The following is a 22358-nucleotide window of genomic DNA, read 5'->3' as shown; positions in this document are numbered from 1 at the left end:
CTGGCGGCGCAACTCCCCCCCTGAACTCCAGGTTCAGCCAGATATGCCACCCGCGAGGTCGCCCCGGGCCGTCTGGGCGAGCGTGAGTGCGGCCACTGCGGCAGTGTCCGCGCGCAGGATGCGCGGGCCGAGCGAAAGCACCACCACGCCGGGATGGGCGTGGAGCATGCGCCGCTCTTCCGAGGCGAATCCCCCCTCCGGGCCGATCAGCACGCTCATGGGGCCGGGTGGCGCCGTCTTTAGCGCTGCGATGGGATCGCTGAGCGCCGCACTCTCGTCGCAGAACACCAGCACCCGCTCGGCCGGAAGGGCCGCGAGCCATTTGTCGAGGGCGAGCGGTTCGCCCACCGTCGGCAGGGCGAGAATGCCGCATTGTTCGGCCGCTTCCACCGCATTGGCGCGCATGCGTTCCGTATTGACCCGCGTCACCTGGGTATAGCGGGTCACTACCGGTGTCAGCCGCCCCGCGCCCATCTCCACCGCCTTCTGAATCATATAATCCAGCCGCGCGTGCTTCAGTGGCGCGAAGGCATATTCGAGGTCCGAGGCGGGTGGCTGGGGCCGCAATTGCCGCTCGGCGGCGAAGCGCGCCTCGCGCTTGTGCCCTTCGATGCGATGGGCCAGCCATTCGCCGTCCCGCCCGTTGAACAGCAGGAGGCTGCCGCCGACCTGCATGCGCAGCACATTGGAGACATAATGGGCCTGCTCGGCCGCCAGCAGGATCTGCGCGCCGTCGCTCAGATCATCGTCTACGAACAAGCGCTGAAGCCGCGAAGGATTGTCGGACATGAAGGCCCCTCCCGCCCAAGCCACACCATGGCCGAGGCGATATGACAAGCCTCCGCGGCGTCCTGATCAGGCGCGATCTACTTCTTCGTGCCGTCGGCGTTGAACTGGGCGAGGAAGGCGATCAGCGCGGCGCGTTCGCCCTCGGGCTTCACGCCGAAAAAGGCCATCTTGCCCTTCGGCGCCAGCACCTTGGGATTGGCGATGTAGTCGTTCAGCGTCGCCTCGTCCCACACCTTGCCGGCCTCTCCGCCGGCCTTGATGTCGTCGGAATAGGCATAGTCCGGATAGGCGCCCCATTTGCGGCCGACGATGCCGTTGAGCGGCGGACCGACCTTCACCTTGGCGTCGGGTCCGATCATGTGGCAGGCCATGCACTTGCGGAACGATTGTTCACCGCGCGCCAGATCCGGTTCTTCCGCATGCACGAGCGTCGTGGAGAGGGCCAGGGCGGCCATGGCCGAAAGCAAAAGACGAGACATGACTTCTTTTCCCTAGGCGGCCGCCCGGTCGCGGGCGTCGCCGGTCGCGACATAAGAACCGCCCTTTAGGCATTCCAATGAGCCATTTGCGCGCGGATGACCGTTGGTCAGTCAATGGTGCACCGCACGCGCGGGTGCCCTTGGAGCGGGAGCCGGCCTCCGCTAACATCTTCTTTTCTTGGATTCTCAATGGGCGAAGGGGCACGCCATGGCGCCTCAGGTCGTGAAGCTCGGCGGCAGCCTGGAACGCAGCGGCGACATCAGGTCGCTGGCGTCCCGGCTGAGCGACGTGCCGGGGCTGGTCCTTGTACCTGGCGGCGGGCGCTTCGCGGATGCGGTGCGGGAGGCCGAGCGCCCGCTTGCGCTTTCCGGGCCCGCCTGCCACCGCATGGCGATCCTGGCCATGGAGCAGATGGCCCACGTCCTGCTGGATTGCGCGCCAGCGCTGCGCCCCTGCCACACGCTCGACGAGCTCAGCTTGGCCGCGCATCGCCGGGTGGCCGCCCTGTGGTTTCCGGCGCAGATGCTGCTTCATCATCCCGAAATCCCGGAAAGCTGGGATGTCACCTCGGACAGCCTTGCCTGCTGGCTGGCCCGCACCCTTGGCGCGGAGCAACTGGTACTCGTGAAGGCGCCGGGCGCGCCGGTCCCGCCTTCGGGCCGGCCCGAGGGCGTGCGGGAATGGGCGGCGTGCGGGGTGGTGGATGCCGCCTTCCCGATGTTCGCCATGGGCTTTTCCGGCACGATTCGCCTCGTGGCCGCCGATGACGGGGCGACACTCGACCGTCTCTTTCCTCCCACCGCGAGCGCAGCATGAGCAAAGGCGCATATCCCCGCTGGGCCTGGGCGCTTTCGGGCTCCGGCCATTTCTTCACCGAGAGCTTGGAACTCATCCACACGCTGGGCGATGTGGATCTGTTCGTCTCAGCGGCGGCGGAAGAGGTTCTGCGCATGTACAAGCAGGACAAGAGCCCCCTGCCCGCCAATACCCACGTGTTCCGCGACACCACCGCGAGCGCGGCGCCCGTGGGCATGTTCTACGAGGGCAAGTACCACACGCTTGTGGTGGCGCCGGCCTCCTCGAACACGGTGGCGAAATGCGTCTACGGCATTTCCGACACGCTGGTCACCAATTGCTTCGCCCAGGCCGGCAAATGCCGGGTGCCGGGGATCGTCTTTGCCTGCGACACCGCGCCCGAGCTGATCACCATGGCGCCCGGCGGGCCGGTGCCCGTCTATCCCCGGAAGATCGACCTGGAAAACACCGAGAAGCTCAAGGGCTTCGAAGCGACGACGGTGGCTGAATCCCTCGCCGACCTGCGCGCCGCCATCGCCGCCCGCAAGGCCGAGCTGGACGCGCGCGTCCGCGAGCCGGCGCGCTAGGGATGGCGGAGCGCATCGTCCTCCTGACCGGATCGCTGGCGCAGCCACGCGTTGCCAAGGTGGCGGAGGAGATCGCGGACGCCTATCTGGAACCCGTGGTGGTGAATATTGGCGTGAAGGTCGCCGCCCTGATGACCTCGGAGATCGTGGAGCGCCGCCTCGTGCTGCCCGAGGGGGTGGAGCGGGTGGTGATGCCGGGGCGGTTCAAGGGGGATCTGGAGCGGCTCACGGCGCGCTTCGGCGTGCCCTTCCTGCGGGGGCCGGACGAGGCAGCGGACATTCCAGATTTCTTCGGCAAGGGCGGCGGTTCGGCGGACCTGACCCGGCACGACGTGACGATCTTCGCCGAGATCGTGGACGCAACGAAGCTGACGGTGGACGAGGTGCTGGCGCGCGCCCGCGCCTTGAAGGCCGACGGGGCAGACGTAATCGACCTCGGCAGTTTGCCGGACCAGGTCTTTCCCCATCTCGAAGCCTTCATCGCAGCCTTGCACAAGGACGGCATGAAGGTGAGCGTGGATTCCTTCGATCCGCAGGAGCTGTCCCGCGCCACCCGCGCCGGCGCCGATTATCTGCTGAGTCTCAACGAGGAGACGCTCGCAATCCTCGACGAAGGCCCGGCGGTTCCGGTGCTGGTGCCGGCCAAGCCCGGCGATCTGGACTCGCTCATCCGCGCGATCGACGCCTGCCGCGCCAAGGGGCGGAACTTCCTCGCCGATCCCATCCTCGATCCCATCCATTTCGGCTTCACGGCCTCGCTGGTGCGCTATGCCGAGCTGCGCCGGCGCATGCCGGATGTGCCGATCCTGATGGGCATCGGCAATGTCACCGAGCTGACGGACGCCGACACCACCGGCATCAACGCCATTCTCATGGGGGTGATTTCGGAGCTGCATATCGCAGCGGTGCTGGCGGTGCAGGTGAGCCCCCATTGCCGCACGGCGGTGCGCGAATTCGACCGGGCACGGCGGGAATTCTTTGCCGCGCGGGAAGCCGGGGCTTTGCCCCAGGGCTTCGGCGGCGGACTGATGGCGCTGCGTGACCGCAAGCCTTTCACCGCCTCCCCCGAGGAAGTGCAGCGCCTGGCAGGCGAGGTGCGGGACCGCAATTTCCGCATCGCCGTCTCGGACCAGGGCATTCACGCCTACAATCGCGACGGCCACCATGTGGCGGGCGATCCTTATGGGCTGTTTCCCCATCTCAAGGTGGAGGATGACGGCGCCCACGCCTTCTATCTCGGGGTCGAAACCGCACGGGCGGAAATCGCCTTGATGCTCGGCAAGCGCTATGCCCAGGACGAGGCGCTGAAATGGGGAGTCATCGGCGAGACCGCCGCCAGCGCCGAAGAGGCGCACCGGCTCGCCTTCAAGGAGCGTGGCGCGACGTTTTCTTCCAAGGCACGCACCGCGCCGGATGACGACGCATGATCCGCGAAACCATCGTCACCACTTTGTCGGTTGAGGGCGAACCACATGTGGCGCCCATGGGGGCGACGGTGATCGCGGGCGGCTATCTGCTGCTGCCCTTTCGCCCCTCGCGTACGCTGGACAATCTGTTGGCGCGCCGCGTAGGCACTATCAATCTTACGGATGATGCCCGCATTTTCGCCGGCTGCGTCACCGGCCGCAAACGCGACTGGCCCACCGTGCCGGCGGACGTGATCGCCGGCGTGCGGCTGGCGCAAACCGTGGCCCATGAAGAGTTCGAGGTTGTGGAGGTGGTCGAAGACGCCCAGCGGCCGCGGCTGACCTGCAGGGTGGTGCATCGTGCCCATGACGGCGCTTTCGCCGGCCTCAACCGGGCCGTGGCGGCGGTGGTGGAGGGCGCCGTTCTGGTCTCCCGCCTTTGCCTGCTCGATGCGGAAAAAGTGGACCGGGAAATGGCGTATCTCTCCATCGCCGTGGAGAAAACCGGCGGCCCGCAAGAGCGGGAAGCCTGGCAATGGCTGTGCGACGCCGTGGCGGAGTTCCGCGCCGGCGCGGCGGGGCGTGAGGTGACGCGATGACCGTTGTCTCCCGAGCCGCTCCTTCCGCCCCCGGCCTGCTGGCGAGTGTTGCAACCCTTGCGGAAATGGAGTGCGCGCTCGCGGGCGGCGCCGACATCGTGGACCTCAAGAACCCCTCGCGCGGCGCGCTTGGCGCCTGGGCCGTTCCTGCCCTGGAGGCGGCGGTGACACGCTGGCGTGCCCTGCCCGTCCCCCGGCCGCTGCTGAGCGCCACCGTGGGCGATCATCCCTTAGAGCCGCGGGTGCTGGCGCAGGCGGTGCGCACGGTCGGGGCAACGGGTGTGCCGCTGGTGAAGATCGGGTTCTGCACCCAGGCCGAAGATGGTGCCCTCAATGCCTGCCTCCATGCGCTCGAGCCGCTGGCGCGGGAGCATCGGCTGATCGCGGTTCTGTTCGCAGACCAGGCGCCGGATTTCGCGGTGCTCCCGCAATTGAAGGCCTGCGGATTCCACGGCGCCATGCTGGACACGGCGGACAAGGGCGCCGGGCGGCTCACCGACCATCTCCCCCTGCCCCGGCTCGCAGCTTTCGTTGCGGCGGCGCGGGACCTCGGCTTGCTGACCGGCCTCGCGGGGTCCCTGCGCCTCGCCGATATCGCGCCCTTGCGTGCGCTTTCCCCGGACTATCTGGGGTTTCGCGGCGCCCTGTGCGGCGGCGCGCGGACGGATGCGCTCGATCCCGTGGCCCTGGCACGGGTGCGGGCGGCGATGGATTTGAGCCTCGAAGGAGAGCGCGCCGGCCAGTTCTTTTCTAAAAATGTTTCACGTGAAACAATGGCTTAGCGCGGACGAACAGTGGTTTCCTGGCGCTTCTCCGCGCCTTTTTGGCCGATGGCACCGTCAATTCGGCCGAAGTTCCGCGAACATGAATCCGCCGACCCTCAGCCCCGCTCGGGAATATCGCCCGCCGCCCATCCGGCCTTCGTCTGGGCGCGAAACTCCTGGAACCGCCCCTCGGCGATGGCGGCGCGCATGCCGGCCATCAGGTCCTGGTAATAATGCAGGTTCGCCCAGGAGAGCAGCATGGAGCCCAGCATCTCGCCGCAGCGGATGAGGTGGTGGAGATAGGCGCGCGAATAATCCCGCAGCGCCGGGCAGCCGCTCTCCTCGTCCAGGGGACGCGGGTCCTCCGCGTGGCGCGCGTTCTTCAGATTGATCTTGCCGAAGCGGGTGAAGGCGAGCGCATGCCGGCCCGAACGGGTGGGCATGACGCAATCAAACATGTCGATGCCGCGCCCCACCGCCTCCAGCAGATCGTCGGGCGTGCCCACCCCCATGAGATAGCGCGGCTTGGTGGAGGGCAGATAAGGCTCCACCGTCTCGATCATGCGCAGCATGACCTCCTGCGGCTCGCCCACGGCGAGGCCGCCGATGGAATAGCCGGGGAAGTCCATATCCGCCAAGGCGTGGGCGGATTCGATGCGCAGGCGCTCCACGGCGCCCCCCTGGACGATGCCGAACAGGGCCCGCCCCTTGGGCTGCGCCTCGAACGCGCGCTTGGAGCGCTCCGCCCAGCGCAGCGACAGGCGCATGGCGCGCTCGGCCTCGGCATCCTCGCACGGCAGGCGCACGCATTCATCCAGCTGCATTTGAATGTCCGAGCCGAGCAGCCCCTGGATCTCCACCGCCCGCTCCGGCGTCAGCTCGTGCACCGCCCCGTCGATATGGGAGCGGAAGGTGACGCCGTCCTCGCTCAGTTTGCGCAAGGCCGAGAGCGACATGACCTGGAAGCCGCCGGAATCGGTGAGGATCGGCCGCTCCCAGCGCATGAAATGATGCAGCCCGCCGAGCCGGGCGATGCGCTCGGCGCCGGGGCGCAGCATCAAATGATAGGTGTTGCCCAAAAGGATATCGGCGCCCGTGGCGCGCACCTGCTCAGGATAGACGCCCTTCACGGTTGCCGCCGTGCCCACCGGCATGAAGGCGGGCGTGCGGATTTCACCCCGCGGCGTGGAGATTTCGCCCGTGCGCGCGGCGCCGTCGGTGGCGTGGAGGGCGAAGGAAAAGGCGTCGGTCATCGGTGCAGGCGCTCGGGCAGAAGCAGGCAGGCATCGCCATAGGAATAGAAGCGATAGCCGTCCGCGATGGCATGGGCATAGGCGCGCTTCTGGAGATCGTGGCCGATCAGGGCGGCCACCAGCATCACCAAGGTCGAGCGCGGCAGGTGGAAGTTCGTCAGCATCGCGTCCACGGCGCGGAAGGCATAGCCGGGGGTGATGAAAATGTCGGTCTCGCCGCGATAGGCAGACAGGGTCCCGTCGGGCGCGGCGGCGCTCTCGATCAGCCGGGTCGGCGTTGAGCCGATGGTGATGATCCGACCACCGGCCGCGCGCACGGCATTGAGGGCGGCGGCGGTCTCTTCGCTCACCTCGCCCCATTCGGCATGCATGCGATGGCCGGAGGTGTCGTCCGCCTTCACCGGCAGGAAGGTGCCCGGCCCCACATGCAGCGTCACCTTATGGAAAGAAGCACCGGCGGCGCGGACCGCGTCCATCAGCGCGGGGGTGAAATGCAGGCTGGCCGTGGGCGCGGCGACCGAGCCTTCCACCTGCGCGAAAATCGGCTGGTAGTCGATGCGGTCCTGCGCATCCTCCGGCCGTCGGGCGGCGATATAAGGCGGCAGCGGCATATGGCCGACCGCATCGATGGCGGCATCGAGCGCCGCGCCGGACAGGTCGAAGGCGAAATCCACGTCGCCCTCCTCGCCCTTGGCCAGCACGGTCGCATCCAGCGTGCCGAGGGCGCACGTCTCGCCCGCACCGCCGAAGCGCACCCGATCCCCCGGCGCGAGGCGCTTGGCGGGACGCGCGAAGGTGCGCCAGCACTCGGGTGAAAGGCGCTTCACCAACGTCGCCTCGATGCGCACGGTGGAGCCGCCCTCGCGGCTGCGGGTGCCGTCGAGGCGGGCGGGGATGACCTTGGTATCGTTGATGACCAGCGCATCGCCCGGCCGCAGGAAGCGGGGCAGGTCGCCGATATGGGCGTCCTCCAGCTCCGGCGTTCCGTCAGGGCGCACCACCAGCAGGCGCGCGGCGGCGCGCGGCTCGGCGGGGCGGAGCGCGATCAGCTCGGGCGGCAGTTCGAAATCAAAGGCGTCTACGCGCATGAAACCCACATGCGCCGCGGTCCATGCGGCGGGAGCGCCTTCCTAATTCGGTTTGGCCGGAAGGGAAACCACCAAACGAGCGCTCAGAAGATGGCGACGGCGCCCTGCCAGATGGCCCAGCTCATGGCCGCCGTGATCAAAATACCCAGCACGGTGGCGAAGAAGCCGGCGAGGATCACCGCGCCGTCGCGCTCCACCAGGCCGAGGCCGAAGATGCACACGGCAAAGCCCGGCGGCAGATTGCCGAGGAACGGAATGGGCAGCAGCAAGATGAAGCCGAGCAGCACCACCACCGCGCCCACCACCCGGCGGGCCGTGGGGCCGGCGAACATCTCCATGCGGGGCCGCGACCAGCGCTCGAACCATTCGATGGTGGGACGCGACCGGGTGACGATGGCGTCCAGCATGCTGCGGGAGAAGGTCTGGCGGGCGATCCGGTCCGGCAGCCACAATTCCTGCCGGCCCATGGCCATCTGCAGGCCGATGAGGCCGAGCACGATACCGCAGATCACCGGGATTCCCGGCGGCATGGGAATGCAATTGGGAATGCCGAACAGCAGAAAAGTAATGCCGAAGGCGCGGTTGCGCAGCGCATTGATCAGATCGCCGATGGCGACGCGCTCTCCTTCCTGGGCGGCGAGTACGGCGGCGAGCAGTTCAGACGTGCGCGGTGTGCGATGATCCACGGGGGCCTCGGGTCCTTCAGGCCTTCCTCTTAGCACCGCGAAAGCGGCGCTGTCAGGGCATAAGCTGCAATCGCTCCAGCCTGTTGGCTTGCCCCCGTGGATCGCTCCGGCGCCGAACGCCTCAGTGCAACACGAACAGGCCGCTGACGGTGCGCAGTTCGGCGGGCTTGATCAATTGCTGGTGCGTGACCTCCACCGAATGCAACTTTCCGTCCAGATCGCGCTCCCAAAATTCAAGGAATTTCATCAGCTCGGGAAATTTCGGGCACAAATCATATTGCTGCCAGATAAAGCTCTGCAAGAACGCCGGGTGGTCCGGCATGCGGTAGAGAATGTGAGCGGTGGCCAGGCCGTAGCCCGCCATCTGTTTGGCAAAACCCTCCGAAACCATCTTCGACACCTCCGTGCGGTGCTCCAATCGATCATGGGCAAAAGGATTGTCGGCTCGCTACCTTGCGCGGGCCAGACTAAAATTTGGTATATCGGTTCAAATTCAAGGCGTTAGCAGCGAAGGCGCCGGAGTGCTGACAAGGTGGCCGGGACCGGCCCCGTAGCACTCACCACCGAAGAGTGCTAATAATCCGCCCGCCTGCCCTTGCGAGGGGACGAAGCCCCTCCTAGATCAGGCTGGCCGCGGCGGTGATGCCGCGCCCGTGAAGAAGATCAAACATTGAACCGGAGGTTCCCGATGGGTTTCCGCCCTTTACATGACCGCGTGGTCGTGAAGCGCATTGAAGCGGAGCAGAAGACTGCTGGCGGCATCATTATCCCCGACACCGCCAAGGAAAAGCCCCAGGAGGGCGAGGTGGTTTCCGTGGGCCCTGGCGCGCGTGACGAAAGCGGCACTGTTGTCGCCCTCGACGTGAAGGCCGGCGATCGCGTGCTGTTCGGCAAGTGGTCCGGCTCCGAGGTGAAGATCGACGGCCAGGACCTGCTCATCATGAAGGAAAGCGACATCCTCGGCGTCATCGCCTGAGCCGTCGCCTTCCCTTCCACGTTCCTCGAAATTCAGGAGACGGCACATGGCTGCCAAAGAAGTAAAATTCTCCGTTGATGCGCGCGATCGCTTGCTGCGCGGCGTCGACATTCTCGCCAACGCCGTAAAGGTCACCCTCGGTCCCAAGGGCCGCAACGTGGTGATCGAAAAGTCCTACGGCGCCCCGCGCATCACCAAGGACGGCGTGACCGTCGCCAAGGAAATCGAACTGGAAGACAAGTTCGAGAACCTCGGCGCCCAGCTGCTCCGCGAAGTCGCGTCCAAGACCAATGACCTGGCCGGCGACGGCACCACCACCGCGACCGTGCTGGCCCAGGCCATCGTCCGTGAAGGCGCCAAGTCGGTCGCCGCCGGCATGAACCCCATGGACCTGAAGCGCGGCATCGACCTCGCGGTCGACGCCATCGTCAAGGATCTCGCCGCCAAGTCCAAGAAGGTGACCTCGAACGCCGAGATCGCCCAGGTCGGCACCATCTCCGCCAACGGCGATGCCGAAGTCGGCAAGTTCCTGGCCGAGGCCATGGAGCGGGTCGGCAACGAAGGCGTCATCACGGTCGAGGAAGCCAAGACCGCGCTCAGCGAGCTGGACGTCGTCGAAGGCATGCAGTTCGACCGCGGCTATCTCTCGCCCTATTTCGTCACCAATGCCGAGAAGATGCGCGTTGAGTTTGAGGATCCCTACATCCTCATCAACGAGAAGAAGCTCTCGGGCCTCCAGGAATTGCTGCCGGTTCTCGAAGCCGTCGTGCAGTCCGGCAAGCCGCTCGTGATCATCGCCGAGGACGTGGAAGGCGAAGCCCTCGCCACCCTCGTCGTGAACAAGCTGCGCGGCGGCCTCAAGGTCGCGGCCGTGAAGGCTCCCGGCTTCGGTGATCGCCGCAAGGCCATGCTGCAGGATATCGCCATCCTGACCGGCGGCCAGGCCATCTCGGAAGACCTCGGCATCAAGCTCGACAGCGTCGATCTTTCCATGCTCGGCCGCGCCAAGAAGGTCGTGATCGAGAAGGAAAACACCACGATCGTGGACGGCGCCGGCGAGAAGGCCGACATCGAAGCCCGCGTGGCGCAGATCAAGGCGCAGATCGAGGAGACCACCTCGGACTACGACCGTGAGAAGCTCCAGGAGCGTCTGGCCAAGCTGGCCGGTGGCGTCGCCGTCATCCGCGTCGGCGGCTCCACGGAAGTGGAAGTGAAGGAAAAGAAGGACCGCGTCGACGACGCCCTGCACGCCACCCGCGCTGCGGTGGAAGAAGGCATCGTCCCCGGCGGCGGCGTTGCGCTGCTGCGCTCCATCGCTGTGCTGGCCGGCATCGCGGTTGAGAATGCCGACCAGAAGACCGGCATCGAGATCGTGCGCCGCGCGATCCAGACCCCGGCCCGCCAGATCGTCCAGAACGCGGGCGACGATGGTTCGGTCGTGGTCGGCAAGATCCTGGAAAACCCGGATTATTCCTTCGGCTACAACGCCCAGACCGGCGAGTATGTCGACATGGTGAAGGCCGGCATCATCGACCCCACCAAGGTCGTGCGCACCGCCCTGCAGGATGCCGCCTCGGTGGCTTCGCTGCTCATCACCACGGAAGCGCTCATCGCCGAAGTGCCCAAGAAGGGCGGGGCCGCGATGCCCCAGATGCCCGGCGGCGGCATGGATTACTGATCGCTTCGCAGCGTTCGGTTCAGGGGAAGGGCGCAGCGCGAGCTGCGCCCTTTTTCGTTGCGCGCCGCCATTTTGAGCGCGCGTGTTGAGAGAAAGCTTTAAGTGCGGCGCAGGATTTTTCGCGCGGCCCGGAGCAATGCCCGCCGCTACGCCTCGCGCACGGCTTTCAGGAATTGCGTGCCATAGCGCTCCAGCTTGGCTTCGCCCACGCCGGACACATCGCCGAGCCCGGCCAGCGAGCGTGGCCGCACGCGCGCGATCTCCATCAGCGTCGTGTCGTGGAAGATCACATAAGGCGGCACGCCCTGAGCGCGCGCCAGCTCCAGGCGCAGCGCCCGCAGCTTCTGATACAGCGCCTCGTCGTGGGGATCGGAGAGCGCCGTCTTCGGCGCCCGCGCCCCGCCCGTCACCCGCGCCGCACGGGTGCGCGCTTCCACCTTCAGCTCGATACGCCGTTCCCCGCGCAGCACCGGCCGGCAGGCGGTCGAAAGGGACAGGCCGCCGTGGCCTTCCACATCCACCTGAAGCAGGCCGAGCGCCACCACCTGCCGGACGATGGCGCGCCACTCGTCCCGCGAGGTCTCCTTGCCGATGCCGAACGTGCTCAGCGTGTCGTGCTGGAATTTGGTGATCTTCTCCGTGGTCGCGCCCACGAGCACATCGATGACGTGCCCGGCGCCGAAGCGCTCGCCGGTGCGATAGACGCAGGACAGCAGCTTCTGCACCGCCTGCGTGCCGTCATAGGTGCGCACCGGCTCCAGGCAGGTGTCGCAATTGCCGCACGGCTCTTCGCGCTGCTCCTCGAAATAGGACAGCAGCACCTGGCGCCGGCAATTGGCGGTCTCGCACAGCCCCAGCAAAGCATCGAGCTTCTGCCGCTCCACGCGCTTGCGGGCTTCGGGCGCGTCGGAAGCCTCCACAAACTGGATCAGCTTCGCCACATCCTCGACGCCATAGAGCAGCAGCGCCTCGGAGGGCAGACCATCGCGCCCGGCGCGGCCGGTCTCCTGATAATAGGCCTCGATGCTCTTCGGCAGGTCGAGATGCACCACGAAGCGCACGTCCGGCTTGTCGATGCCCATGCCGAACGCCACCGTCGCCACCATCACGATGCCGTCTTCCTTCAGGAAGCGATCCTGGTGGCGGGCGCGCGTTTCGGCGTCGAGCCCGGCGTGATAGGGCAGCGCCATGCGGCCCTCGTCCATCAGCGCCTGGGCGGTGGCCTCCACCTTCGCGCGGCTCATGCAATAGATGATGCCGGCTTCGCCCTCGTGCTCGTCCAGCAGCGCCCGCAGCTGGGCCTTTGGGTTGGACTTGGCGGCGATGCGATAGCGGATATTCGGCCGGTCGAAGCTGGAGAGGAAGACCCGCCCCTCCTCCAGCCCCAGCCGCTCGACGATCTCGCGGCGCGTCGGCCCATCGGCGGTGGCGGTGAGCGCGATGCGGGGAATCCCGGGGAAACGCTCGTGCAGCAGCGTCAGCTGGCGATATTCCGGGCGGAAATCGTGCCCCCATTGGGAGACGCAGTGCGCTTCGTCGATGGCGAAGAGCGCGATGCGCGCGCCCTGGAGCAAGGTGAGGAAGCTGTCGGTCAGAAGGCGCTCGGGCGCCACATAGAGCAGATCGAGTTCGCCCATGGCGAGCGCCCGCTCCACCTGCCGCGCCTCGCCGGGCGGCAGCGAGGAATTGAGCGCCGCGGCTCTCACGCCCAACTGGCGCAGCGCCTGCACCTGGTCGTGCATCAAGGCGATGAGCGGGGAAATGACGATGCCCGTGCCGGGCCGCACCAGGGCCGGCACCTGATAGCACAGCGACTTGCCGCCGCCGGTGGGCATAAGCACGAGCGCATCGCCGCCAGCGCAGACGTGCGCGACGATCTCCGCCTGCGGCCCGCGAAACGCCTCATATCCGAAGACATGACGCAGGATCTCTCGCGGGTCCTTAGACGAAGGGGGGACCTTCGGCGACTCAAGCGGCAGGGCGGCGAACATGGCCCTTTATAACGCGGGCCGGCGAGCCGGCAACGCGCCGCCTCACAGCTCGAAGCTGCCGCCGCTCGCCGGCACGATCACCTTGGTGGGATGCCCTTCCAGCGCGGCGACGAACCGCCGGGCGTCCTTCACCAGAATGGGGAACGAGCCGTAATGGCACGGCACCACATTCTCCACATTAAGGAACCGCTTCACCGCCAGCGCCGCCGTGTCCGGCCCCATGGTGAACCGGTCGCCGATGGGCACGAACGCCACCTTCGGCTTGTGGATCTCGCTCAGCAGCGCCATGTCGGAAAAGATGTCGGTATCGCCCAGGTGCCACACCGTCGGCTGGCCCGGCGCCTTCACGATCAGGCCCGTGGGATTGCCGAGATATGTCGGGTGCGCGCCGCCGCCGCCGGAGGAATGATCCCCGCGCACCATGGTGACGGTGAAGCCGCCGAGATCGACCGTGCCGCCGGTGTTCATCATCTCGAACTTGGTCAGGCCCTGGCCGCCGAGAAAACCGGAAATCTCCGGATTGCAGACCACCGGGATCGCCCGGTGCGCCGCTTCGGCTTCTTTGACGATCTCCACGGTATCGCCGATGTGATCGCCATGCCCATGGGTCAGCAGAATATGCGTAACGCCCTGCACCGCATTGCGCCGCCCGGCCGAAAAGGATGGGTTGCCGGTGAAAAACGGGTCGATGAGCACGGCCTTGTCCGCGAAGTCCAGGCGGAAGGCGGCATGTCCGAACCATGTGATTTTCATGAAATGGCCTTCGAGATTCGATCCCCGGGGCGAAACCGAAGCGGAGCCCGCCGCCGTGGGGAAAGGATGGTCTTCCCGGGGCTTTCGCGCAGGAGGCATGTTGCGCGCCAACCGCCCTGGGGTGTCGGACGAGTATCGCGAAAGCCGTTCGTCGGTGCAACGCGCAAGGCATGCGGCGCGCGCATGTGTGACGCGGGGGGCGTCGCATGCTAGCCAAGGGAATGAGCAAGGATCAGCCCGCCGTCTCCCCCCCAATTGCCGCGCGCGTGCTGCCGCTTGCCGATCTCGTCGGCCTCCTGCCGCCGCGCGGCGCGTTGCTGGGACTGGACCTCGGCACCAAGACCATCGGCGTCGCCAGCTGCGACCCCGACCGGCGGCTTGCCACCGTGGTGGAAACCGTGTGGCGCACCAAATTCACCGCCGATGCGGCGCGTCTGCTGGTTCTCGCCAGGGAGCGCAATGCGGTCGCCTTCATCCTCGGCCTGCCGCTCAACATGGACGGGAGCGAAGGCCCCCGTGCCCAGGCGAGCCGCACGTTCGCGCGCAATTTCGCGCGCATCAGCGAGCGGCCCATCGGGCTCTGGGACGAGCGCCTCTCCACCGCCGCCGTCGAACGCGCGCTGATCGCGGCGGACGCGAGCCGGGCGAAGCGGGCGCAGGTGATCGACCAGCACGCCGCCGCCTTCATCCTCCAGGGCGCGCTGGATTTCCTCGGCCGCATTGCGGACGAGAACGCGCCCGAGGAAGACCTGCCGGATTAGCGCGGAGGAACGCAGGCGGAACACGCGGGCACGGGCGATTCGGACACGGTTCGGTCCCGCCACGTTCTCATCGCCGCACCGCCCCTGTCCCGCTTTGGGACGGCCTCAGCGCGGGCGCGGCGGACGGCGATGGCGCGGCGTCGCACCCAGCAGGATGCCGCGATCCACGGCCCCCGCCCCGAACTTGGCGCGCAATTGCTCCATGGCGTCTTCCGCCGCCTTGAGGCGCGGGGTTTTCGTGTCCACCAGGTCGGCAGGGTCTGCCTCGGCGCCCGGCACGAGATCGGACAGGCCGACGCCGATGAGGCGATAGGCCGTGCCGTCCACCTCCTTCAGCAACAGATCGTGGGCGGCCTCATACAGCCGCGCGGCCAGCCGGGTGGGCGTGTCGAGGGCGCGCGAGCGAGTCTTGGCGCGGAAATCGGCGCCCTTCAGCTTCAGCGTCACCGTGCGCCCGGCGATCTCGCCGCGCCGCAGGCGGCCGCACACCTCTTCGCACAGGCCGTAGAGAATCTGCTCTAGCGGGCGCAAATCGCGGATGTCGGTGTCGAACGTGGTTTCGGCGGAAACGCTTTTCGCCTCGCGATGCGGCTCCACCTTGCGCATGTCTATGCCGAACGACAGCCGCCACAGCCGCTGCCCTTCCGCCCCATAGCGGCGCAGCATGTCGATTTCGCCGAGGCGCTGGATGTCGGCGATGCGGTTCAGCCCATCGCGTGCGAGCTTCGCCCCGAAGGCGGGCCCCACGCCCCAGATGAAGGTGATCGGCCGAGGCGCGAGAAAGTCCGCGGCCTCCTCCTGCCCCAGCACCGAATAGCCGCGCGGCTTGTCCAGGTCGGAGGCGGTCTTGGCCAGGAATTTGTTGCTTGCGAGCCCTATCGAAACGGTAATCCCAACTTCGGTTTCCACCTGCTGGGCAAAGCGCGCCAGCGCGCGGCCCGGCGAGAGGCGGTGCAGCCGCTCGGTGCCGGCGAGATCGAGGAAGGCCTCGTCGATGGAGAGCGGCTCCACCAAAGGGGTCAGCGCCTGCATGAGCGCGCGCACCTGCCGGCCGGCGACGCGGTATTTCTCCATGTTCGGCTTCAGCACCACCGCCTGCGGGCACAGGGCCTTGGCCTTGAACATGGGCATGGCGGAACGCACCCCATGGATGCGGGCGATATAGCACGCGGTGGAGACCACCCCGCGCGTGCCGCCGCCGATGATCAGCGGCACATCCGCAAGGCTCGGATCGTCCCGCTTCTCGACCGCGGCGAAGAAGGCGTCGCAATCCACATGGGCGACGGTGAGCGAATCGATGTGCGCGTGCCGCACCAAACGCGGACTGCCGCAGGCAACGCACCTCGGCCCGCTTCCCGCATCGGCGAGGCAGTCGCGGCAGAAGCCCGGAAGCGGCGCGTTCACGGATCGTCAGCGCTCGCGGCGCGCCGGCGCGTCGGGATCGAAGGGCGGATTGAGCACGTCGTGGGCGCGCGCCACATCCTGCGGCTTCAAGCCGGCATGGGTCGAGAATTCGAGCAGCAAGGGCTCGTCTGCCAGCAAAAAGGCGAGCAGGCCGGCATTGAAATGAGGCTCGCGGGCCGCCGCGCGCAGTTCCGCCGGGCCGAGCCCGGTCTCGGCCAGGAAGCGGCCGATGCGGTCCGGCTCCTGCGCCAGGAACCCGAGGGCGGACAGCGCGACGGCATCGGCCGCATGCCGCACCCGCGCCGGTGTGTTCGAATGATCTTTGATGGGCATTTGCGCTTCCGCAACGAATGGTCTCTAGCTTGAGCCATCATGTCCGATCCTCGCGCGAAAAGCGAAGCGGTTGGCATGCAGCACGATGTTCGGAGCCGCGCCACCGGCGCGGAGGCGGGCCTCATGGGCGGGGACAGAGGTATGCCGAAAACGGTGATGATCGTGGAGGACAACGAGCTGAACATGAAGCTCTTCCACGATCTGCTGGAAGCCAACGGGTATCAGACCGTGCAGACCCGCACCGGCGTGGAAGCGGTGCCGCTTGCGCGCAAGCACAAGCCGGACCTTATCTTGATGGACATCCAGCTGCCCGAGGTCTCGGGCCTGGAAGTGACCGGCTGGCTGAAGGCCGACCCCGAGCTGCGCTCAATTCCCGTGGTCGCCGTGACCGCGTTCGCCATGAAGGGCGATGAGGAACGCATCCGGGCGGGCGGGTGCGAAGCCTATCTTTCCAAGCCCATTTCGGTTGCGAAATTCCTGGAGACGGTGCGCATTTATAGCGGGGGATGACCGCGCCGGGCGCGAATCGGGTGCTTTGACATCGCGCGCGCTTCCGCTACCTTCGACCTGTCGGGACGTGAAGCTCGGTGTCTGCGCAGGGCGCGGGCCCGCTTCGAAAATACCCTACGGAGTGCTCAGGTCCGCCGCATCTCCTGGGTCCGTGGGGTTCGGCCGGCGGCCGGGCTGTGTGGGTGGCCTCCCCGCGCGCCCGCCGTCGGCCACCCGCCCGATTCTTCTCATTCCGCATGCCACCCGCCCCTGCCCTCCCCCGCGGGAAAGACGCTGCACGCGGAAGGCGGAGCTGCGCCGCCCTCGCCGCAAAAGAAAAGGGCGCCCCGAGAGGCGCCCTGGTCAGTCACGATGAACGGGTCAGATCACTTGATCTTCGTCTCGCGGAATTCGACGTGCTTCTTGGCCACCGGGTCATACTTCTTCAGCACCAGCTTGTCGGTCTTGGTGCGGGAGTTCTTCTTGGTGACATAGAACACGCCCGTGTCCGCGCTGGACAGAAGCTTGATCTTAATGGTTGCAGCCTTGGCCATGGTCTATCCTTGATGCCGCTACGGCGCGCGAACCGAAAGCGGTCGCGGAAAAGAATTACGCTCGCGCCACCGCGTTGGCGGCACGTGGGCGCGGAAATTCCCCCATCACGCCCGAAATGTCAAGCATGGGCGCGCTTTTCCACCATCATGTGGCCGGCCACCACCAGCACATACATGCCCAGCATGCCGGCCATCACATACGCGAAGCCGTAAGGGTTGTAGATGTCCATGCCGAGACCGACCAGCGGCGGGCCGATGATGAGCCCCAGCGAATAGAGCATCACGAACGCCGCATTGGCGGCAGCAAGGTCGGCGCCGTGGAATCGCGCGCCGAGATGGGCGAGGCCCACGGTGTAGAGGCTGCCCACGACGCCGGTGGCCAGGAACACCGCGACCTTGAACGCCAGCGTATCGACCGCGATCTGCACCATCACCAGCGCGCCGATGGTGCCGAACAACGCGCAGCCCAGCAGCAGGATACGGCGGTCGATTCGGTCGCTGACGAGGCCGAGGGGAATCTGGAACACCACATTCCCCAGCACCGCGATGGTGAGCAGCAGCGAGGCCCCCCCCTCCGGCAGGCCGAGCCGCACGCCATAGAGCGGCAGGAAGCTCATGACGGCGGTTTCGATCGCGCCGAACACCAGGGCGGCGAGCGTCGCGACCGGCGACAGGCGGATGAACATCAGCACGCCGTGATGGTCGCCATCGGCGATTTTGGGCGTCATGCCACGGGCCATCAGGATGGGAATGGCGCCGGCCGCGAGCATGACCACGCCGGCCACATAGGGCGGCCAGCCGCGCGTGCCGAGCAGGCCGAGAATCGCCGGCCCGATGGCCGCGCCCACGGACAGGCCGGTGGCATAGATTCCCATGATCAGACCGCGCCGGTGCGGTGGCGCGACCGCATTGATCCAATATTCGCTCACCGCGAACAGGACGCAGAGCGCGGCGCCGAAGGCGAACCGCAACGGAAACCACAGCAGGAACGAAGGCACCAGCTTGAAGGCCAGCAGGCTCAAGGCGGTCACGGCGATCGCCAGCGTCAGCAGCGCCCGCACCCCGAGCTTGCGCACCATCAGCGGCACGAACGGCGCGGTCGCAACCGTCGCCACCCCCGCCACAGCGGTGTTGATGCCGATCCAGGTATTTGAAATGCCGCGCGATTCCAGCTCGAGCGCCAGGAGCGGAATCGACAGGCTGATACCGATGCCGACCACCGATATGGCGGAGATCGCTGCGGTAATTGAGGCAGCCCGGCTCATGGGAGCGCCGGACTGCTGGGGGGCATGCATGAGAATTCCTGAGACGTTCCTGAAGGGTGTCCGGCAGCCTGCCGCCTAATCGAGCAGGGTGCGCACGAATTTGCCGTAGCGCACGCTGTAGAACGGCACCGGCGTCTCGCGACGGAAGCCTGCGTCGAGCCGCGCCTGCACCTCTTCAAGTATGACGCGCGTGATGGCGGGAAGTTCCGCCTTCTCGGTTTCCTTGAAGGTGAGCCAGCGGGTTTCGATGAGCTCGGAGTCTGGGCCCACCATGCCTTCCACCTTCTTGGCGATGGCGCTCACGTCCGCTGCGAAGAAGCGCGTGTCGAAGCGCTTGGGGCGGCGCGGCGGCGTGATGGCCCGCAGCACGAAGGTGAGCGATTCGAGATTGGGGAACACGCCGTGCTCGCGGAAGGCGTTCCAGCCTTCGGCCGGGCTTTCCGGCGCGCCGGCTTCCGTGGTGCCGACCAGGATGCCGGTTTCCTCGTACATCTCGCGGATGGCGGCGGCGGCCAGGGCCCGGCTGCGCTGCGCGCTGGCGCGGGGCACCTGTTCCTGCAGGCGACGCTCGCTCTCATTGTCCAGCATGCCGAAGACGGGCATGGCGCGGTCGCTGGCCTCCAGGCTGCCGCCGGGAAACACGAACACGTTGGGCATGAAGCGGTGGCCGGGGTGCCGCAGCCCCATCAGCACGCGCGGCTCCTTGCGGCTGCGGTCCAGCAGGATCAGCGAAGCCGCATCGCGCGGCCGCACGTTGGGGCTGGTCTGCTGGCGTTCGACAGCGGAAAGGCGTGCAGCAAGATCAGTCATTGGGAGGCCGTTGGGAGAGCGGAGGGGCGCGGTTCGCGTTCGGGACTGTTCGGGTCGAAGCCATGCATGCGCCGCGACCATTGCAGCGCGATGAGGGCCCCCTTCAATACCGGGAGCAGCACCAAGCTCAAGACCAGAGTGAGGGGAAGGAACGTGACGAGGTGGATCCAGACCGCCGGGCGGAACACTTCTTCCACCAGAACGAGCAGTGGCACGACGATATGTCCCACCACGAAAATCACCGCATAGGGCGGGGCATCGTCGGCGCGGTGATGGTGGAATTCCTCATCGCAGACCGGGCACGCCTCGTTCACCTTGATATAGGAGCTGAACATGCGGCCGGTGCCGCATTGGGGACAGCGGCCGAGCGCACCGCGCGCCAGTGCACGCCCGAGCGGACGCTCGGCGCCTGGCGCGGAAGCCGCCTGCCCATAAGCATAGGCGCGGCCGGTCGGATCGATGGCACTCATGGTCGTTTGCGTCCCCCGCCCGCATCCGACGGGCCTGACTTGGATGGCCCGGATTTGGATGGCCCGGATTTGCCGGCGCCGGTTTTACCCGTGCGCGGCTTTCCCGGACCTTTGCGCGCCGGGCCGGCGGCATCGGCTGCCGGCCTGAAGCTGCGCCCCTTGCCCGCTGCCGCCTTGCCCGGACCGGGACGGCGGCCGGGACGTGCCCCGGCGCGGGCGCCCCTTACATAGGCGCCCTCCGACAGAAGCTCAAATCGCAGCGCGCCGGCGACGGGCGCGGCTTCCACGAGCTTCACCTCGACCCGGTCGCCGATGCGGTGCATCTCGCCCGTCCGATCGCCCACCAGGGCCTGCCGCGCCTCATCAAAGCGGTAATAATCCGCGCCCAGGGTCGAGGCCGGGATGAAGCCGTCGGCGCCGGTCTCATCGAGTGCGACGAACAGTCCCGCCTTGGTGGCTCCCGTGATGCGGGCGGCGAAGGTGGCGCCGATTTGGTCGGCGAGATGATGGGCGATGAGGCGGTCCACCGTCTCGCGCTCCGCCGCCATGGCACGCCGCTCGGTGCCGGAAATGGCGGTGGCCACCTCGGCCAATTGCTCCGCCGTGGTGCCCTCGGGCAGGCCGTCCTTGCCGAAATGATGCGCGCGCACCAGCCCGCGATGGACAATCAGGTCCGAATAGCGGCGGATCGGCGAGGTGAAATGCGCGTAGCGCCGCAGGTTGAGGCCGAAATGCCCGTAGTTTTCAGGCGAATATTCCGCCTGGGACTGGCTGCGTAGCACCACTTGGTTGACCATGGGCGCGATGTCGCTGCCCACCACCTGCGCCAGGATATGGTTGAAATTGGAGGGCCGAACCTGGTCGCTCTTGGGCAGCTTGATGTCCAGCGTCGCCAGAAACTCCCGCAGGATCGAGAGCTTTTCCAGCGTCGGGCCGTCGTGCACGCGATAGACCAGCGGCGTGCGCTTCTCTTCCAAAGTCTCGGCCGCCGCCACATTGGCGAGGATCATGAACTCCTCGATCAGGCGGTGGGCGTCCAGGCGCTGCGGCACGATCACCCGGTCCACCGTGCCGTCGTCCTTCAGCACGATCTTGCGCTCGGGCAGATCGAGATCCAGCGGCTGGCGGGCTTCCCGCGCGATCTTGAGGCAGGCATAGGCGGCATAGAGCGGGCGCAGCACGCCCTCCACGAGCGGGTCGGTGACCTCGTCCGCCTGCCCGTCGATGGCCGCCTGCGCCTGGGCATAGGCAAGCTTGGCCGCGGACCGCATAAGCACGCGATGGAACGTGTGACCGCGCTTGCGGCCGTCGGCGCCGATGACCATGCGCACCGCGAGCGCGGGGCGGTCCTCGTGCGGCCGCAGCGAGCACAGATCGTTGGAGATGCGCTCCGGCAGCATGGGCACCACCCGGTCCGGGAAATAGACCGAATTGCCCCGCAGCAGCGCTTCGCGGTCCAGCGCCGAGCCCGGCGGGATATAAGCGGCGACATCCGCGATGGCGACCGTGAGGATGAAGCCGCCCTTGTTGGCCGGGTCTTCGTCCGCCTCCGCATGGACCGCGTCGTCATGGTCCTTGGCGTCCGGCGGGTCGATGGTGACGAGCGGCAGCTTGCGCCAATCCTCCCGCCCGGCAAGCTTCACCGGCTTGGCGGCGGCGGCCTCCTCCAGCACGGCGGGCGGGAAGACGTGGGGAATGCCGTGGGCGTGGATGGCGACCAGCGAGATCGCCTTTTCGGTGGCCAGCGAGCCGAGCCGCTCCTTCACCCGCGCCGTGGGCAGGCCGAACACGCGCTGGCGCATGAGCTCGACCGAAACCAAATCGCCGTCCTGCGCCTCCTGTTCCGCGCCAGGCGGCACCTGCAATTCGCGGCCGAGATTCTTCTTGTCCACGGGGATGATGCGCCCGCCGCCGTGCGGGGCGGCGCGGAAAATGCCGATGGTCTGCTTGCGCGCCTTCTCCAGCACTTTGATGACGCGGCCGGTGGGCAACCCCTCCTGCGCGCGATCATCGAAGATGCGCAGCAGCACCCGGTCCGACAGGCCGGGCGCCGGCCCCTGCCCGCGCCGTGGCGTCACAACACGGATGCGCGGCGGCTCGCCGTGCTGCTCCTCGTCCCATTCCACCGGAACGGCGATCAGCTCGCCGTCGGCGTCGCGGCTCGAGATATCGGCCAGCAGCACGCCGCCCAGGGCGCCGGGCACGTGCACCTTGCGCCGACGGCGCTCTACCGCTCCATCTTCGGCGAGATCGCGCAGCAGCGCCTTCAGCTCGATCTTCTGCGCCCCGTTGAGACCGTACGCCCGAGCGATCTCCCGCTTGTCCACTTCGCCGCCGCGCGCCGCGATGAAGGCCGTCAGCTCCGCCTTGGTGGGCACCTCGCCCTGGCGGGCGGGGGGCACGAAGGCCGCGCGCGCCTCCGCCTCG

At 67.3% G+C, this 22358-nt stretch carries 24 protein-coding genes; 9 read left to right on the top strand and 15 right to left on the bottom strand.

The window, feature by feature from the left end; genetic code table 11:
* Window positions 1–33 precede the first annotated feature (33 nt).
* Window positions 34–789 (bottom strand): 16S rRNA (uracil(1498)-N(3))-methyltransferase, encoded by a 756-nt coding sequence (locus V5F68_RS09575; protein WP_394012325.1) that lies wholly within the window; start codon window positions 787–789, stop codon window positions 34–36.
* 77 nt (window positions 790–866) lie between these two features.
* A complete protein-coding gene (locus V5F68_RS09570; RefSeq protein ID WP_394012324.1) occupies window positions 867–1268 on the bottom strand; it encodes a c-type cytochrome in 402 nt (133 codons plus the stop codon).
* 208 nt (window positions 1269–1476) lie between these two features.
* On the opposite strand from V5F68_RS09570, the gene V5F68_RS09565 reads away from it, so the two are divergent.
* The 5 genes from V5F68_RS09565 to V5F68_RS09545 are packed head-to-tail and all read left to right on the top strand — an operon-like array spanning window position 1477 to window position 5438.
* On the top strand, window positions 1477–2085 hold the full coding sequence (locus V5F68_RS09565; RefSeq protein WP_394012323.1) for an amino acid kinase family protein: 609 nt from the start codon (window positions 1477–1479) through the stop codon (window positions 2083–2085).
* The gene (locus V5F68_RS09560) at window positions 2082–2651 is read left to right on the top strand and encodes a flavoprotein (protein ID WP_394012322.1); all 570 of its coding nucleotides are present in this window, start codon (window positions 2082–2084) and stop codon (window positions 2649–2651) included. Before V5F68_RS09565 ends, V5F68_RS09560 begins: the two co-directional genes overlap by 4 nt.
* Window positions 2652–2653: 2 nt before the next feature.
* Window positions 2654–4078, top strand: a complete 1425-nt coding sequence (locus V5F68_RS09555; protein WP_394012321.1) for a DUF6513 domain-containing protein — start codon at window positions 2654–2656, stop codon at window positions 4076–4078.
* Entirely contained in the window at window positions 4075–4656 is a 582-nt protein-coding gene (locus V5F68_RS09550; RefSeq protein WP_394012320.1) for a DUF447 domain-containing protein, read from the top strand. The genes V5F68_RS09555 and V5F68_RS09550 overlap by 4 nt, the downstream gene beginning before the upstream one ends.
* Window positions 4653–5438: a (5-formylfuran-3-yl)methyl phosphate synthase gene (locus tag V5F68_RS09545; protein ID WP_394012319.1), complete on the top strand. Its 786-nt coding sequence runs from the start codon at window positions 4653–4655 to the stop codon at window positions 5436–5438. Before V5F68_RS09550 ends, V5F68_RS09545 begins: the two co-directional genes overlap by 4 nt.
* A gap of 98 nt (window positions 5439–5536) precedes the next feature.
* Here the strand turns inward: V5F68_RS09545 and tgt are convergent, their stop codons facing one another.
* The 4 genes from tgt to V5F68_RS09525 all read right to left on the bottom strand — a co-directional run bounded on the left by tgt (window position 5537) and on the right by V5F68_RS09525 (window position 8838).
* Entirely contained in the window at window positions 5537–6673 is a 1137-nt protein-coding gene (tgt, locus tag V5F68_RS09540; protein ID WP_394012318.1) for a tRNA guanosine(34) transglycosylase Tgt, read from the bottom strand.
* On the bottom strand, window positions 6670–7761 hold the full coding sequence (gene queA / locus V5F68_RS09535; protein ID WP_394012317.1) for a tRNA preQ1(34) S-adenosylmethionine ribosyltransferase-isomerase QueA: 1092 nt from the start codon (window positions 7759–7761) through the stop codon (window positions 6670–6672). Before queA ends, tgt begins: the two co-directional genes overlap by 4 nt.
* Window positions 7762–7844: 83 nt before the next feature.
* Window positions 7845–8447, bottom strand: a complete 603-nt coding sequence (locus V5F68_RS09530; RefSeq protein ID WP_348848074.1) for an exopolysaccharide biosynthesis protein — start codon at window positions 8445–8447, stop codon at window positions 7845–7847.
* 121 nt (window positions 8448–8568) lie between these two features.
* The gene (locus tag V5F68_RS09525) at window positions 8569–8838 is read right to left on the bottom strand and encodes an usg protein (RefSeq protein ID WP_394012605.1); all 270 of its coding nucleotides are present in this window, start codon (window positions 8836–8838) and stop codon (window positions 8569–8571) included.
* A 297-nt stretch (window positions 8839–9135) separates the two neighbouring features.
* Here V5F68_RS09525 and groES point away from each other — a divergent pair, with 297 nt between their 5' ends.
* Both groES and groL read left to right on the top strand, forming a co-directional pair.
* Window positions 9136–9423, top strand: a complete 288-nt coding sequence (gene groES, locus V5F68_RS09520; protein ID WP_348848073.1) for a co-chaperone GroES — start codon at window positions 9136–9138, stop codon at window positions 9421–9423.
* Window positions 9424–9469: 46 nt separating this feature from the next.
* Complete coding sequence (groL, locus tag V5F68_RS09515; RefSeq protein ID WP_394012316.1) at window positions 9470–11101, top strand: chaperonin GroEL; 1632 nt, start codon at window positions 9470–9472, stop codon at window positions 11099–11101.
* 146 nt (window positions 11102–11247) lie between these two features.
* Here the strand turns inward: groL and recQ are convergent, their stop codons facing one another.
* Together recQ and V5F68_RS09505 are read right to left on the bottom strand one after the other, a co-directional pair.
* On the bottom strand, window positions 11248–13092 hold the full coding sequence (gene recQ, locus V5F68_RS09510) for a DNA helicase RecQ (protein WP_394012315.1): 1845 nt from the start codon (window positions 13090–13092) through the stop codon (window positions 11248–11250).
* A gap of 42 nt (window positions 13093–13134) precedes the next feature.
* Window positions 13135–13845, bottom strand: coding sequence for a metal-dependent hydrolase (locus V5F68_RS09505; protein ID WP_394012314.1), 711 nt, complete (start codon window positions 13843–13845; stop codon window positions 13135–13137).
* Between the two features lie 254 nt (window positions 13846–14099).
* Between V5F68_RS09505 and ruvX the strand changes: the two genes are divergently transcribed.
* Entirely contained in the window at window positions 14100–14606 is a 507-nt protein-coding gene (gene ruvX / locus V5F68_RS09500; protein ID WP_394012604.1) for a Holliday junction resolvase RuvX, read from the top strand.
* A gap of 105 nt (window positions 14607–14711) precedes the next feature.
* Here the strand turns inward: ruvX and V5F68_RS09495 are convergent, their stop codons facing one another.
* Together V5F68_RS09495 and V5F68_RS09490 are read right to left on the bottom strand one after the other, a co-directional pair.
* The gene (locus tag V5F68_RS09495; RefSeq protein WP_394012313.1) at window positions 14712–16010 is read right to left on the bottom strand and encodes a DNA polymerase IV; all 1299 of its coding nucleotides are present in this window, start codon (window positions 16008–16010) and stop codon (window positions 14712–14714) included.
* Between the two features lie 6 nt (window positions 16011–16016).
* Complete coding sequence (locus tag V5F68_RS09490; RefSeq protein ID WP_394012312.1) at window positions 16017–16343, bottom strand: DUF3572 domain-containing protein; 327 nt, start codon at window positions 16341–16343, stop codon at window positions 16017–16019.
* A 141-nt stretch (window positions 16344–16484) separates the two neighbouring features.
* Here V5F68_RS09490 and V5F68_RS09485 point away from each other — a divergent pair, with 141 nt between their 5' ends.
* On the top strand, window positions 16485–16853 hold the full coding sequence (locus tag V5F68_RS09485) for a response regulator (RefSeq protein WP_348848135.1): 369 nt from the start codon (window positions 16485–16487) through the stop codon (window positions 16851–16853).
* A gap of 365 nt (window positions 16854–17218) precedes the next feature.
* On the opposite strand, the gene rpmG is transcribed toward V5F68_RS09485, so the two are convergent.
* The 5 genes from rpmG to rnr all read right to left on the bottom strand — a co-directional run bounded on the left by rpmG (window position 17219) and on the right by rnr (window position 22333).
* Complete coding sequence (gene rpmG, locus V5F68_RS09480) at window positions 17219–17386, bottom strand: 50S ribosomal protein L33 (RefSeq protein WP_132033308.1); 168 nt, start codon at window positions 17384–17386, stop codon at window positions 17219–17221.
* Between the two features lie 119 nt (window positions 17387–17505).
* Entirely contained in the window at window positions 17506–18681 is a 1176-nt protein-coding gene (locus V5F68_RS09475; protein WP_394012311.1) for an MFS transporter, read from the bottom strand.
* A 45-nt stretch (window positions 18682–18726) separates the two neighbouring features.
* Window positions 18727–19461: an NUDIX hydrolase gene (locus tag V5F68_RS09470; RefSeq protein ID WP_394012310.1), complete on the bottom strand. Its 735-nt coding sequence runs from the start codon at window positions 19459–19461 to the stop codon at window positions 18727–18729.
* On the bottom strand, window positions 19458–19931 hold the full coding sequence (locus V5F68_RS09465) for a DUF983 domain-containing protein (RefSeq protein ID WP_394012309.1): 474 nt from the start codon (window positions 19929–19931) through the stop codon (window positions 19458–19460). Before V5F68_RS09465 ends, V5F68_RS09470 begins: the two co-directional genes overlap by 4 nt.
* On the bottom strand, window positions 19928–22333 hold the full coding sequence (rnr, locus tag V5F68_RS09460) for a ribonuclease R (protein ID WP_394012603.1): 2406 nt from the start codon (window positions 22331–22333) through the stop codon (window positions 19928–19930). Before rnr ends, V5F68_RS09465 begins: the two co-directional genes overlap by 4 nt.
* Between the last annotated feature and the right edge of the window lie 25 nt (window positions 22334–22358).

It is taken from the genome of Roseixanthobacter pseudopolyaromaticivorans (assembly GCF_043195145.2).
Taxonomy (GTDB): domain Bacteria; phylum Pseudomonadota; class Alphaproteobacteria; order Rhizobiales; family Xanthobacteraceae; genus NCEH01.
Note: the sequence above shows the minus strand (reverse complement) of the source record. Positions and strands in the feature narration are given on the sequence as shown.

Coding starts and splice junctions, on each gene's coding strand:
- V5F68_RS09575 (WP_394012325.1), bottom strand. CDS start 789: ATGTCCGACAATCCTTCGCGGCTTCAGCGCTTGTTCGTAGACGATGAT.
- V5F68_RS09570 (WP_394012324.1), bottom strand. CDS start 1,268: ATGTCTCGTCTTTTGCTTTCGGCCATGGCCGCCCTGGCCCTCTCCACG.
- V5F68_RS09565 (WP_394012323.1), top strand. CDS start 1,477: ATGGCGCCTCAGGTCGTGAAGCTCGGCGGCAGCCTGGAACGCAGCGGC.
- V5F68_RS09560 (WP_394012322.1), top strand. CDS start 2,082: ATGAGCAAAGGCGCATATCCCCGCTGGGCCTGGGCGCTTTCGGGCTCC.
- V5F68_RS09555 (WP_394012321.1), top strand. CDS start 2,654: ATGGCGGAGCGCATCGTCCTCCTGACCGGATCGCTGGCGCAGCCACGC.
- V5F68_RS09550 (WP_394012320.1), top strand. CDS start 4,075: ATGATCCGCGAAACCATCGTCACCACTTTGTCGGTTGAGGGCGAACCA.
- V5F68_RS09545 (WP_394012319.1), top strand. CDS start 4,653: ATGACCGTTGTCTCCCGAGCCGCTCCTTCCGCCCCCGGCCTGCTGGCG.
- tgt (WP_394012318.1), bottom strand. CDS start 6,673: ATGACCGACGCCTTTTCCTTCGCCCTCCACGCCACCGACGGCGCCGCG.
- queA (WP_394012317.1), bottom strand. CDS start 7,761: ATGCGCGTAGACGCCTTTGATTTCGAACTGCCGCCCGAGCTGATCGCG.
- V5F68_RS09525 (WP_394012605.1), bottom strand. CDS start 8,838: ATGGTTTCGGAGGGTTTTGCCAAACAGATGGCGGGCTACGGCCTGGCC.
- groES (WP_348848073.1), top strand. CDS start 9,136: ATGGGTTTCCGCCCTTTACATGACCGCGTGGTCGTGAAGCGCATTGAA.
- groL (WP_394012316.1), top strand. CDS start 9,470: ATGGCTGCCAAAGAAGTAAAATTCTCCGTTGATGCGCGCGATCGCTTG.
- recQ (WP_394012315.1), bottom strand. CDS start 13,092: ATGTTCGCCGCCCTGCCGCTTGAGTCGCCGAAGGTCCCCCCTTCGTCT.
- V5F68_RS09505 (WP_394012314.1), bottom strand. CDS start 13,845: ATGAAAATCACATGGTTCGGACATGCCGCCTTCCGCCTGGACTTCGCG.
- V5F68_RS09490 (WP_394012312.1), bottom strand. CDS start 16,343: ATGCCCATCAAAGATCATTCGAACACACCGGCGCGGGTGCGGCATGCG.
- V5F68_RS09485 (WP_348848135.1), top strand. CDS start 16,485: ATGCCGAAAACGGTGATGATCGTGGAGGACAACGAGCTGAACATGAAG.
- rpmG (WP_132033308.1), bottom strand. CDS start 17,386: ATGGCCAAGGCTGCAACCATTAAGATCAAGCTTCTGTCCAGCGCGGAC.
- V5F68_RS09475 (WP_394012311.1), bottom strand. CDS start 18,681: ATGCATGCCCCCCAGCAGTCCGGCGCTCCCATGAGCCGGGCTGCCTCA.
- V5F68_RS09470 (WP_394012310.1), bottom strand. CDS start 19,461: ATGACTGATCTTGCTGCACGCCTTTCCGCTGTCGAACGCCAGCAGACC.
- V5F68_RS09465 (WP_394012309.1), bottom strand. CDS start 19,931: ATGAGTGCCATCGATCCGACCGGCCGCGCCTATGCTTATGGGCAGGCG.